This window comes from Halopenitus malekzadehii (assembly GCF_900108505.1).
GTDB classification, from domain to species: Archaea; Halobacteriota; Halobacteria; order Halobacteriales; family Haloferacaceae; genus Halopenitus; species Halopenitus malekzadehii.
Genome location: NZ_FNWU01000001.1, coordinates 80,560 through 93,083 on the forward strand (window position 1 = coordinate 80,560; position 12,524 = coordinate 93,083).

The window sequence follows — 12,524 nt, forward strand, 5'->3', positions numbered from 1 at the left end:
GTCGGGATCACTCACACGCCGCTGCCGTCGTCGATCCTCGCGTCCATCGCCGCTAGCTTCTCACGGGCGACTGCCCGGTCGATCGCCTCGGGGAACGGTTCGAGCCCGGTTCCGGTCGGCTCGCCGTCGACGATCGCCTCGAGCCCCCGTGCCATCAGTGCGAAGGTCGCGTCCATCACGCCGACCGGATTGCCGGCGCTGCCCGGCGCCGCGAGGTTCACCACACGCCCCTCCGTGAGCAGCCGGATCGTCCGCCCGTCGGCGAACTTGATCCGCTCGACTCCCGGTTCGATTCGAGTCCGATCGGCTGCCAACGCGTCGAGTGCATCACGGTCGATCTCCGTCTCGGAGCCGATCGAGGCGAGGACGGCGCCATCGGCCATCGCCGCCAGCTGCTCACGGCCGATCACGTTCGCCCGGCCAGTCGCGGCGATCACGAACGTGGCGTCTGCGACCGCCTCCGCCGCTGGGCGGACGTCGTGCCCGTCGGCCATTGCCTCCAGGGCTTTTCGCGGATCGATCTCGGCTACCGTCGTCCGCGCACCCAACGACCGGAGCTTCCGGGCGATCCCCCGACCACAGTGTCCGTATCCGATCACGGCCGCCGTCGAGCCGGCGATCATCGCGTTCGTCAGGTTCGCGATCGCCGCGATCGAGCTCTCGGCGGTCCCGTGAACGTTGTCGAATCGCTGCTTCATCGGCGCCCCGTTGACGTCGTAGACCGGGAACGGGATCCGTACCGATTTGCCCTCTGCGTCCGGCCGGACGAGCCGCCGAAGCCGGGTGGTTCCGCCGGTCGTCTGTTCACAAGCGCCAGCGACGTCCTCGGCGACGTCCGGGAACTCTCGACACAGCGGCACGAGGAGGTTCGCGCCGTCGTCGGCGATCAGATCCGGCTCGGCGGAAATGACCTCGCGGCGGGCCCGCTCGAGTGACGCGGCTTCGTCCGCTGTGGCCTCCCCGTCCCCTGCTGTCGCCGCACCCCCCGACACGGTGATCGGCGTGACCCCCGGACGTCGACGGAGCGCGGCCACGACGTCGGCATGGGTCGATCCCGCCTCCCCGGCGACCAGCACCGTCGCGTCGCCGGCCGCGAGCACCTCGAGAAACCGCCCCGTGTGCGGCGTCAGCGGGGCTGACACGCCGATGAGTCGGTCGGAAAAGGGTTGTCGCTCCGCGAATCGTTCCGCACACCGGTCGAGCAGCGGGGCTCGCTCGGCGAGCCGATCGATCACGTCCGGATCAGCGTCGGTACTCATATAGCTGATCGCACGCGTGGGGTGACAAAACGGTTCTGTCGGCCGTGTAAGGCAAATATTCATAAGTAAGGACAGATATATCGTAAGATATGGCCGTTTCAGAGGACGCGACCGTCACGAGCAAGGGACAGGTGACGATCCCGAAACGGATTCGCGACGCGCTCGACATCGATGCAGGAACCGAAGTCGAATTCGTCCTCGAGGAGGACGGGACGATTCGCGTTCGTCCGAAGACCCCTGCGATGGATCGGCTTCGGGCCGTGAAGGAGGCGCTCTCGAAACACGACGTCGATCTGACGAAGCTACGCCGCGCCTCGAAGGACGAGTGGGGATCCCACTTCGACGAGGACGAGGCGTGATATTTCTCGACTCGTGGGTGTGGCTCGAGTTCCTCTTCAGCGGCGACCACGACGCCGAGGCGGAATCCGTCATCGAACGGGCCGACTCCGCGACCGTCGGCGGGGTCATCACCCCGACGATCCTCGCGGAGGTTTCCTACCGCGTTCGTGTCGTCGAGGACGCGGCGACTGCGGATCAAGCGGTTGACGCGCTCCGTGACTACGCGCACATCGAGAGCATCCCGGTCGTCGACGAGGTCGCGGAATACGCCGCCAAACTCCGGTTTAAATACTACGAGCCGTCCGAGCGTGAACTCTCGTACGCCGATGCGATCCATCTCGCCACGGCGTCACTTCACGACGAGTGTGACGTGCTCTACTCCGGCGATCCCGACTTCGACGGTCTCGAGGAGATCGAGACCGTGATATTGGGCGATTAAATGAGCGTGTCATAGAACTCTTCACACACTATAGTCAGTTTTATTACTGTTATAGTAGATTATTAGCTTAGAAGTACGTGCACTCGGTGCACAAAGTTTAAAATCAGTTAGAGAGTGCCCTTACGTTTCCGAATAATGATTTCTCGTACCCGTTCAACGTGGTTTGTCTCGGATTGAACGAACGCTGTGAGGATGGCTTCGACGATCTCGGAGCGGCTGGCTCCGAGATCGTCACACTCAGCGACCAATTCATCCACTTCTCGCACGGTTTCCTCGTCAACAGCGACGCCGAACTTCTCTTTCGCCATAGCTAAAACAAGCTTAAAACAGCGTGCAACAAGTGCACGACGGTTTCAATTCGTTTAAGCCGATTCTGCGAACTATGTGAACTCTTCTATGACACGCTCTTAAATGCTAACGCGGTCCTCTCAGTCGCCGCTGGCCGCCGTCGCCGGCTTGCGCCGGTCGCTTCGCGGCCCCTCGGCGTCGATCGCCGGAAGCATGTCCCGGAGATAGCGACCGGTGTGTGACTCCTCCTCGCGGGCCACCTCCTCGGGAGTGCCCGCGGCGACCAGCTCGCCGCCGCCGTCGCCGCCCTCCGGACCGAGATCGATCACGTGGTCGGCGTTCTTCACGAGGTCGAGTTCGTGTTCGATGACGACGACGCTGTTCCCGTTGTCGACGAGCCGGTGGAGGACCTCGATCAGCTTGCGCTCGTCCTCCTTGTGGAGGCCCGTGGTGGGCTCGTCGAGGAGGTAGAGCGTATTGCCGGAGTCCCGCTTGCCGAGCTCCTCGGCGAGCTTGACCCGCTGGGCCTCCCCGCCCGAGAGCGTGGTCGAGGGCTGCCCGAGTCGCATATAGCCGAGCCCGACGTCCAGCAGGAGTTTCAGCCGGCGACGGAGCCCCTCGTGGCTCTCGAAGAACTCGTGGGCCTCCTCGACGCTCATCTCGAGCACGTCCGCGATCGTCTTCCCCTTATACGTCACGTCGAGGGTCTCGTCGTTGTACCGGTCGCCGCCACACTCCTCACAGGGGACGTGGACGTCCGAGAGGAAGTTCATCTCGATCGTGACGGTGCCCTGGCCGCCACACTCCTCACACCGGCCGCCCTTGACGTTGAAGGAGAACCGGCCCTTCTCGTAGCCGCGTTGCTTCGCCAGCTTCGTCTCCGCGAACAGCTCGCGGATCCCGTCGAAGACGTTCGTGTACGTCGCCGGGTTCGAGCGCGGCGTCCGGCCGATCGGCGACTGGTCGATGAGCCGGACGGTCTCGACCGCGTCGATCCCCTCGATGGCGTCGTGGTCACCGGGATCGACGGAGGTGTTGTCGTTCATCTCCCGCGCTAACCCCTTATAAAGGACGTCGTGCATCAACGTCGACTTTCCGGACCCCGACACGCCCGTGATCGCGGTGAAGACGCCGAGCGGGATGGCCACGTCGAGATCGTCGAGGTTGTGCTGGCGCGCGCCGCGGATGGCGAGCTCGCCGTCGCGTTCGCGGCGGTCCTCGGGGACCGGGACGGACCTTCGTCCGGACAGGTAGTCGCCGGTGATCGACTTCGGCGCCTCACAGACGTCCTCGAAGTCGCCCTGCGCGACGATCTCGCCGCCGCGCTTGCCAGGGCCGGGGCCCATATCGATGATCGAGTCCGCCCGCCGCATCGTCTCCTCGTCGTGCTCGACGACGAGCAGGGTGTTCCCCAGGTCGCGAAGCCCCTCCAGCGTGTTCAACAGCCGGTCGTTGTCGCGCTGGTGGAGCCCGATCGAGGGCTCGTCAAGGACGTAGAGCACGCCGACGAGCCCGGAGCCGACCTGCGTCGCGAGCCGGATCCGCTGGCTCTCGCCGCCCGAAAGCGTCGACGCCTCCCGGTCGAGCGTGAGGTACTCGAGGCCGACCTCCTCCATGAACCCGAGCCGGGCGCGGATCTCCTTGAGGATCTCCTCGGCGATCGTCCGGTCGCGCTCGGAGAGCGTCCCCTCCATCCCCTCGAAGTGCTCGCGCGCGTCGCCGATCGACAACCGATTGACCGTGGTGATCGGCGTGCCGTCGACGAGCACCGACCGCGACTGTGGCTTCAACCGGGTCCCCTCGCAGGCCGGACAGGTCGTCACGGCCATGTAGTCCTCGATGTGTTCGCGGGTCGACTGCGACTCCGTCTCGACGTGACGGCGCTGCAGGTTCGGGATCACGCCCTCGAACCGCTTCTCCTTGCGGCGGACGCCGTTCTTCGTCTGCCGCTCGAAGACGACCTGCGCATCCGTGCCGTAGAGGAACTGCTCGCGGACCTCCGGATCGAGGTCCTCGAAGGGCGTCTCGACGGAGACGCCGAAGTGGGCCGCCACGGAGTCGATCCGGGTCCGATAGTACGATCGGTTGTACGACCAGGCCTCGAAGACGTCCGTCAGCGGCTTCGAGGGGTCCTGTACGACGAGGTCCTCGTCGACCTCCTTCGTCGATCCGATCCCCTCACACTCCGGGCAGGCGCCGTGCGGGGAGTTGAAGGAGAACGACCGGGTCTCGATCTCCGAGAAGTCGATGTTGCAGTGGGTACACGCCAACTCCTCGGAGAACTCGACGACGAGTCGGTCGGCGGCCGTCGCCGTCGAATCCGGATCGGCGGATTCGGCGTCGTCGCCTGCTCCGTCCTCGCCGTCCGCGGCCGACTCCTCGCCCCCAGCCAGATCTCCGGTCGATCGCGCCGTCGATCCCCCCAGTTCCGCGGCCGCCTCCGCCGGCGGATCCGGCACGATCAGCTTGATGACGCCGTCGGCCTCCTCGAGGGCCGTCTCGACGGAGTCGGTGAGCCGGGACCGCTCGTCCGCCGAGACCTCGATCCGGTCGACGATCACGTCGATCGTGTGGTCGTAGTTCTCGTCGAGATCGGGATCGTCGAACGAGAGGTCGTACCGCTCGCCGTCGACCTCGACGCGGGCGTAGCCCCGCGACTGGAGGTCCTCGAACAGGTCCTCGAAGGCGCCCTTCTGGTCGCGGACGACCGGCGCGGCGATCTTCGCACGAGTACCCTCTGGCAGCTCGAGGATCCGCCGAACCATCTGCTGGGCCGACTGCTCGCCCACCTCGCGGCCACACTCCGGGCAGTGCGGGGTCCCGATCCGGGCGTACAGCAGCCGGAGGTAGTCGTGAAGTTCGGTGACGGTTCCGACCGTCGATCGCGGGTTGTTCGCGGCGTTCTTCTGGTCGATCGAGATGGCTGGCGAGAGCCCCTCGACGCTTTCGACCTGCGGTTTGTCCATCTGCCCGAGGAAGTTGCGCGCGTACGCCGACAGCGACTCGATGTAGCGGCGCTGCCCCTCGGCGTAGACGGTCTCAAAGGCCAGCGACGACTTCCCCGACCCCGACAGCCCCGTTACGACCGTGAACTCCTCGCGCGGGATCCGGACGTCGAGGTCCGTGAGGTTGTGCTCCTCGGCGCCCCGGACCTCGATGTAGTCCTTGCTCATTCAGCCCCTCGTTGCTCGCGCGCGCGGGAATACCCGTCGGTTCGCGGCTCCGCGGCGTCGGTTCGCGGCTCCGCGGTCGGTCGACCCCGTCGCGCCTGTCGACTCCGGTTCCGCGCGGTCCTCGACTCTCACCGCCGTTCGCTCACCGGCAGTCGGTTGAACTCCTCGGAGAGCTGGGTCGCGACCTCGGAGACGGTGGCGACCGCGAGCGGCCCGGCGATCACGCCGATCGGGCCCGCCGTCAGGACGCCGCCGACGAACCCGATGAAGTAGAGGCTCGCGGCGAGCTCGGCCGTCTCGGCCGCCAGCCGCGTCCGGATCGCCAGATCCGGGATCCATCCGATCACGCCGCCCCCGATCACGAGGATCGCCACCGCGAGCACCAAGTCCCCGGCGATGACGTGGGTTGCCGCCAGCGCCGCAATGAGCAGTATCGGGCCGACCACCGGGATGAACTGGAGGATCCCCGCCACCGCCGCGAGCATCACCGGCGAGGGATACCCGAAGAGGAAAAAGACCGGGATCGCGATCAGAAAGGTCCCGATCCCGGTGGCCGCCTGCACGACGTAGATCCCATAGAGCGTTCGCTGTGCGCGCCGGCGGAGCGCCTCCACCAGATCGCGATAGTCGGGGGGGACGACCGCGATGATCGCCTTTCGGGTTCGCTGTTCGTAGTAGAGCACCGAGTAGACCACGAAGACGAACAGCGCGAGCTTGATGAGCAACACCGGCATCGCGGCGGCGATCCCGGTTGCCGCCGAGAGCAACCAGGCGATCGCCGCGTCGATCACGTCCGCGGTCACGATCGTGGTCGACCAGTCTCCGACCACGATCGGGATCGTCTCCGGTGCTTCATTGAGGTAGTCGATCACCGCGTCCAGCCGGAGGAACAGTATGATCCCGAGCGGCGCCAGGAGGACGATCGTCCCGAGGAACCCGACGACCGTCGCACTCACCGAGGCGATCCGCTGTGACGCCCCGTGGCGGCGAAGCGACCGCCGAACCGGCGAGAGCACGTACGCGACGGTGATCGCGAAAAAGACCGTTCCGGCGACCTCCCAGAGCAACACCGCGGCCACGAGTGCGGCGAACACCAGCAGTCCTCCGAGCACGTACCGTCGCTTGACCATCGTGTGTCCCTGCGTCACGAGGACTTATAAATCGGGGCGCACGATCGCCCGGCCGCTCAACCGACCCTCTCCGTCACTCGACCGCGACGAGAAGCGTCCCGACGTCCTCCTCGAATGCGGTCGGGTCAGCCGCCAGCGTCTCGTCCTCGACGAGCGTGTCGGCGTCGGGCGCATCCGCCGGTAACGCCTCGTCGATCGCAGCCGTGATCCGCTCGATCGGGTACGCCCCACCAGCCAGCAGGACGTCGGTCCCGTCGTGCCAGACGGCGACGCGGCCCTCCATCTCCACCGATCCGGAGACGGTCCGCGTCATCCCGCCGCCGACGTCGACCGGTGCCGTCAGCGGGAATGACCATGGTAGGTGTACTGGGTCGCTTCGTGGCCGGTCTCGACCTCGATCGTCGACTCGCCGTTACCGCCCCGTCATTGGTACGTGATCGACATATCGGTACCGGTCATCGGCGGGACCGTTCGGCTCCGAACGTACCCGTTGAAGCACGGCGTTTAAATACCACTCGGAGAAACAACCCGGTAATGACGGGCGATAACGTTGACCGGCGATCGTTCCTATCGGCCGCTGGGACGGCCACCGCCGTTGGGATCGCGGGGTGTGCCTCCTTTGAGGGGCCGGCCGAGGAGAGCGGAAACGGGACGACCACCGGCGACGGTGATCGGACCCTCGTCGTCGGGACCTACGGCGCGTTCATCGACGCGCCCTCGACGAGTCCCGGCGCCTGGCTCAAGGACGCCTTCGAGGCGGAGACGGGCGCGGAACTCGTCTGGCAGACCCCGCCGAACGGCCTCAACTACTACATCGAGCGCCACAACGCGGGCGTCGACGTCGAGGCGGACCTCTACCTCGGTCTCAACCCGGACGATATGGTCCAGATCGACGAGAACGTCGATGGCGACCTGTTCGCCGAGGCCGGCGATGTCGAGGGACGCGACGACGTCAAATCCGGCCTCGATTTCGACCCCAACGACCGGGCGGTCCCCTACGACACCGGCTACATCAGCCTCGTGTACGACGGCACCGCGATGGAGGCGCCCGAGACCTTCGAGGGACTGCTCGAGGAGGACCACCGCGGGGACTTGATCGCCCAAACCCCCGGTAGCGACACCGGACGCGCGTTTCTGCTGCACACGATCCACGAGTTCGGCGTCGGCGGCGACTACGACTACCTCGACTACTGGGCGGACCTCCAGGTCAACGACGTCCGCGTGCTCGGGACCTGGAGCGACGCCTACGACGCCTGGTCCGCCGGCGAGGCGCCGATGGTCGTCTCCTACTCGACGGACCAGGTGTTCGCCGCCCAGAGCGACGCGAACCTCGAGGAGCATCAGATCCGATTTCTCAACGACCAGGGCTACGCGAACCCGGAGGGGATGGCGACCTTCGCCGACGCCGCCGACCCCGATCTCGCTCGGGAGTTTATGTCGTTCGTGCTCCGCCCGGACGTCCAGGGCGAGATCGCTCAGCGGAACGTCCAGTTCCCCGCGACCGAGACGGCGGAGCTCCCGGACGACTACGCCGACCTCGCCCACGAGCCGCCCGAACCGGTCACCTTCACGTATGCCGACCTCCAAGGCTCGCTCGATGGCTGGATCGACGACTGGGAGCGCCAGTTCGCCGGTGACGACTGACGGACGTCTCGACCCTGATTGCTCCGATGTGGGTCGCTCCGATGTGGGTCGCTCCGATATGGGCCGTTCCGACGCCGGTCCTGGCGATCGGCGGTCCCGCGATCGACGTCGCCGATCTCGCGACCGGTGGCGGAGTCGACTGGAGGTCGATGTCGATCCGTGAACGTCCCCGCATCCCTCCTCGCCCTCGGCGATCGGATCCGCCGACGTCTCGAGGGCCACGCGCTCGCGGCGCTGGCGATCCCCACGGTCCTCGTGCTCGCCGTCGTGTTCTACTACCCCGTCACCACCGTCCTGATCGAGGCGGTCGTCGTCGACGGCACGCCCACGCTCGCGACGTTTCGCCGGACCCTCCAGGACCCGTTCTACTTCGGCGACCTCGCCAGGTTGCTCGCGGGTGAGTCACCGGAAGTGGTCCTCCAGAACCTCCTGAGTGCCGACCGGCAGCTCGGGATCGTGGGATTCACCGCCTATCAGGCGGCGCTGTCGACGCTTGCAAGCGTCGCGCTGGGGCTTCCGGGCGCCTACTTGCTGGCCCGGTTCGAGTTCCCCGGCCGTCGCGTCCTGCGGTCGGTGACGATCCTTCCATTCGTGCTCCCGTCGATTATGGTCGCGGCGGGCTTCGTCGCCACGTTCGGCCGAACGGGCACGCTCAACGCCGTCCTGACGGCTGTCGGGCTCCCCCGCCTCGAACTCCTGTACACGATCGAGGCGATCGTCATCGCCCACGCCTTCTACAACGCGCCGCTCGTCACGCGCGTGACGACCGCCGCCTGGGAGTCAGTCGACGCGAGCGCGGTCGAGACCGCGCGCAGCCTTGGCGCGAGCCCGCTTCGGGCGTTCGTCGACGTGGTCGCGCCACAGGTCTATCCGGCGGTCCTCCTCGGCGCCGCGCTCTCGTTCGTGTTCACCTTCGGAAGCTTCCCGATCGTGCTCGCGCTCGGCGGGTTCGAACTCGCGACCGTCGAGGTGTTCGTCTACCGGCTCGTTCGCGACCTCGAGTACGCCGAGGCGGCCGCGCTCGCGCTCGTTGAGCTGGCCATCTCGCTGACGCTGCTGTATGGCTACCTCCGGTACGAGGCCGCCCATACGGTCCGGTCCCGTGGGGCTCGTCCGCTTCCCCGCCGATCGCTTCGCCCGCCGTCGGGGCTTCGGACCGGATCCCTGCGCGAGCTCCTGCCGCGCGCCGGGCTCGCCGTCTACGTCCTGGTCGCCGCGATCGTGTTTCTCGCGCCGATCGCGAGCATGGTCTGGGCCAGCCTGACGGGTCCCACCGGCATCACTCTCGACCATTACCGGTTCCTGGTGGAGCGACAGCAAACCGGGGCGGCGTTTCAGGTGCGGCCGTGGGACGCGGTCCGGAACTCGCTGCTGTTCGGCCTCGCTGCGCTCGCGGTCGCGCTCCCGATGGGCGTGGTCGTCTCCGTGTTGACGACTCGGGAGTACCGCGGTCGAAAGCTGGTCGACGCCGTGGCGATGGCCCCGCTTGCCGTCTCCGGGATCGTCGTCGGACTCGGCCTCCTCCGGGGACTCGTCTTCGGCGTGGAGATAGCGGGGACCCGGATCGCGGTCGGCGGGGCGGTCGCGATCGTCGCCGCCCACGCCGTGGCCGGCTACCCGTTCGTGGTGCGGACCGTCGCGCCGGGACTCGAGTCGCTCGACCGGTCGCTTACCGAGTCGGCTCGGGCGCTCGGGGCGTCCCGCCTCCGGGCGCTGCTCGACGTCGAACTCCCGCTCGTCTGGCCCGGCGTCGTCGCCGGCGCGGCGTTCGCGTTCGCGATCTCGACCGGCGAGTTCTCGGCCACCGTCGTGCTCGCGACCGGGACCGACCAGTACACGATGCCGATCGCGATCGAACGGTTCATCGGCCGCCGGCTCGGCCCGGCGACCGCGATGGGCGTCGTCCTCCTGTTCGTCACCACCGCGAGCTTCGTCGTGATCGACCGACTCGGGGGTGATCACGGTGGGATCTGATCCCGGCCCCCCTGCGGACCCCTCGATCGCCCTCGAACTCGCCGACGTCACGCGCCGGTACGGCGACACGACCGCGGTCGATGGGGTCTCCCTGCGCGTCCGGCAGGGCGAGTTCTTCACGCTCGTGGGTCCCTCGGGCTGCGGCAAGACGACCACCCTCCGACTGATCGGCGGCTTCGAGACTCCCTCCTCGGGCACGCTCCGGTTCGGAAACCGGGACGTCGCCGGCGTCCCGCCCGAGGAACGTGATGTCGGCGTCGTCTTCCAGAACTATGCGCTGTTCCCGCATATGACCGTCGGCGAGAACGTCGCCTACGGGCTCCGGTTCGCGGATCCGCCCGGGGACGTCTCCCGGACGGAGCGCGTCCAGGAACTGCTCGATCTCGTTGACCTGTCGGGGATGGCGGACCGTGACCCCGACGAACTGTCGGGCGGGCAACGCCAGCGCGTCGCGATCGCCCGGGCGCTCGCTCCGGGGCCACAGGTCCTGTTGCTCGACGAACCGATGAGCGCGCTCGACGCGAAGCTTCGCGAGCGTCTCCGGATGCAGGTCCGATCGATCCAGCGTGAACTGGACATCACCACCGTCTACGTCACCCACGACCAGGAGGAGGCGCTCGCCGTCTCCGACCGCGTCGCCGTGATGAACGGGGGGCGTATCGAACAGGTCGCCACACCCAGACGCGTCTATCGGGAGCCGGCGACTCGGTTCGTCGCCGAGTTCATCGGCGACAACAACGTGCTGTCGGGGACCGTTCGCGACGTCGCCGCGGCGGACGACGGTACGGTCGGCGACCGCGACGATCGCGGCGAGCACGGTGACCGCGGCGAGCACGGTGACCGAGTCGCGACGCTCGAGATCGACGACGCGCCGATCCGGGTCGCCCTGCCGGATCGCCCCGCCGGCGTCGATCAGGGTCCCGTCCACGTTGGGGACCGACTCACCGCCTGCGTGCGACCGGAGAACCTTCGATTCGACCAAGACCCGGACGCGAGCCGAGCACCCGCCGCCACGAACGCCCTGGAGGCCACGGTCGAGAGCGCCGAGTTCCTCGGCGAGACGACGCGGGTTCACCTTCGCTGGAACGACCGGTCGCTCGTGGGGCGGACGCGTGACCTGCTTTCGGGATCGGTGTCGGTCCGTTTCGATCCGGTCGACGTCCACGTCATCGACGTCACCGATGCCGGCGGCGATGAAGCGATCGACGGACGCCGGTGAGGCTGACGCCGGTGTGATGGACGCCGGTGAGACGTCCGCGGATCGAACACGGACCGTGATCGCGGGGATCACGCGGGACGAAAACGGTTTCCACCCGCCCCGCGTTGGTCGGGTATGCGCATCGCCGTCCCCAACAAGGGCCGTCTCCACGAGCCGACGATCGAGCTGCTCGAACGCGCCGGACTGCACGTCGAGCGGACGGCGGACCGGCAGCTGTACGCCGACACCGTCGACCCCGACGTCTCGATCCTGTACGCGCGCGCCGCCGACATCCCCGAATACGTCCGCGACGGCGCCGCCGATCTCGGCATCACCGGGCTCGATCAGGCCACCGAATCCGGGGGTGTGATCGAGACCGCGGCAGCGGCCCGAGGGGAGGACCCCGACGCCGACGACGCAGTGGAGGAGAACGCCCTCGTCGACCTGCTGGACCTCGAGTACGGGTCCTGTCGGCTCGTCCTCGCCGCGCCGGAGGACGGCGGGATCGAGTCGGTCGCGGACCTGGAGGGGCGGACGGTGGCGACCGAGTTCCCCACGATCACGCGGTCGTACTTCGAGTCGGTCGGCGTCGATGCCGAGATCGTCACCGTCACCGGCGCGACCGAACTCACCCCCCACGTCGACATGGCCGACGCCATCGTCGACATCACCTCGACCGGCACGACGCTGCGGGTGAACCGTCTTGCGGTCATCGACGAGGTGCTCGACTCCTCGGTACGTCTGTTCGCCCGGCCGGACGTGGTCGACGACGCGAAGGTGCAACAGGTCGTGACCGCGCTCGGGTCCGTCCTCGCCGCCGAGGACAAACGGTACCTGATGATGAACGCCCCGAAAGCGCAGCTTCCGGCGGTCAAGGACGTCCTTCCCGGACTCGGCGGCCCGACGGTGATGGACGTTGAGGCCGACGAGAACGGGAACGGGACCGTGGCGGTCCACGCGGTCGTCGACGAACGCGACGTCTTCTCGGTCATCACCGACCTCAAGGACGTCGGCGCGAGCGGGATCCTCGTCACCGAGATCGAGCGACTCGTCGAGTGAGCGGGATGGTGGGAAACTGCG

At 67.5% G+C, this 12,524-nt stretch carries 11 protein-coding genes; 6 read left to right on the forward strand and 5 right to left on the reverse strand.

Features of this window, described 5'->3' with window-relative positions; all coding sequences use genetic code 11:
* Window positions 1–11: 11 nt before the first annotated feature.
* Window positions 12–1,259: an adenosylhomocysteinase gene (locus BLW38_RS00400; RefSeq protein WP_177167383.1), complete on the reverse strand. Its 1,248-nt coding sequence runs from the start codon at window positions 1,257–1,259 to the stop codon at window positions 12–14.
* A gap of 89 nt (window positions 1,260–1,348) precedes the next feature.
* Between BLW38_RS00400 and BLW38_RS00405 the strand changes: the two genes are divergently transcribed.
* A complete protein-coding gene (locus tag BLW38_RS00405; protein ID WP_092730995.1) occupies window positions 1,349–1,618 on the forward strand; it encodes an AbrB/MazE/SpoVT family DNA-binding domain-containing protein in 270 nt (89 codons plus the stop codon).
* A complete protein-coding gene (locus BLW38_RS00410) occupies window positions 1,615–2,037 on the forward strand; it encodes a type II toxin-antitoxin system VapC family toxin (RefSeq protein WP_092812762.1) in 423 nt (140 codons plus the stop codon). The genes BLW38_RS00405 and BLW38_RS00410 overlap by 4 nt, the downstream gene beginning before the upstream one ends.
* Window positions 2,038–2,144: 107 nt before the next feature.
* On the opposite strand, the gene BLW38_RS15625 is transcribed toward BLW38_RS00410, so the two are convergent.
* The 4 genes from BLW38_RS15625 to BLW38_RS00425 all read right to left on the reverse strand — a co-directional run bounded on the left by BLW38_RS15625 (window position 2,145) and on the right by BLW38_RS00425 (window position 6,941).
* The gene (locus BLW38_RS15625) at window positions 2,145–2,345 is read right to left on the reverse strand and encodes a ribbon-helix-helix protein, CopG family (RefSeq protein WP_143040777.1); all 201 of its coding nucleotides are present in this window, start codon (window positions 2,343–2,345) and stop codon (window positions 2,145–2,147) included.
* Between the two features lie 120 nt (window positions 2,346–2,465).
* Complete coding sequence (gene uvrA, locus BLW38_RS00415; RefSeq protein ID WP_092812765.1) at window positions 2,466–5,498, reverse strand: excinuclease ABC subunit UvrA; 3,033 nt, start codon at window positions 5,496–5,498, stop codon at window positions 2,466–2,468.
* 128 nt (window positions 5,499–5,626) lie between these two features.
* Window positions 5,627–6,628: an AI-2E family transporter gene (locus BLW38_RS00420; RefSeq protein WP_143040778.1), complete on the reverse strand. Its 1,002-nt coding sequence runs from the start codon at window positions 6,626–6,628 to the stop codon at window positions 5,627–5,629.
* 73 nt (window positions 6,629–6,701) lie between these two features.
* On the reverse strand, window positions 6,702–6,941 hold the full coding sequence (locus BLW38_RS00425) for a hypothetical protein (protein WP_092812771.1): 240 nt from the start codon (window positions 6,939–6,941) through the stop codon (window positions 6,702–6,704).
* A 221-nt stretch (window positions 6,942–7,162) separates the two neighbouring features.
* Between BLW38_RS00425 and BLW38_RS00430 the strand changes: the two genes are divergently transcribed.
* The 4 genes from BLW38_RS00430 (at window position 7,163) to hisG (ending at window position 12,503) form a co-directional block, all read left to right on the forward strand.
* Window positions 7,163–8,272, forward strand: a complete 1,110-nt coding sequence (locus BLW38_RS00430) for a thiamine ABC transporter substrate-binding protein (protein WP_092812774.1) — start codon at window positions 7,163–7,165, stop codon at window positions 8,270–8,272.
* Between the two features lie 159 nt (window positions 8,273–8,431).
* Window positions 8,432–10,246, forward strand: coding sequence for an ABC transporter permease (locus BLW38_RS00435; RefSeq protein WP_177167384.1), 1,815 nt, complete (start codon window positions 8,432–8,434; stop codon window positions 10,244–10,246).
* Window positions 10,236–11,465, forward strand: coding sequence for an ABC transporter ATP-binding protein (locus tag BLW38_RS00440; RefSeq protein ID WP_245710014.1), 1,230 nt, complete (start codon window positions 10,236–10,238; stop codon window positions 11,463–11,465). Before BLW38_RS00435 ends, BLW38_RS00440 begins: the two co-directional genes overlap by 11 nt.
* A 114-nt stretch (window positions 11,466–11,579) precedes the next feature.
* Window positions 11,580–12,503 carry an ATP phosphoribosyltransferase gene (hisG, locus tag BLW38_RS00445; protein WP_092812780.1) on the forward strand — a complete coding sequence of 308 codons (924 nt, stop codon included), beginning with the start codon at window positions 11,580–11,582 and terminating at the stop codon, window positions 12,501–12,503.
* Window positions 12,504–12,524 lie beyond the last annotated feature (21 nt).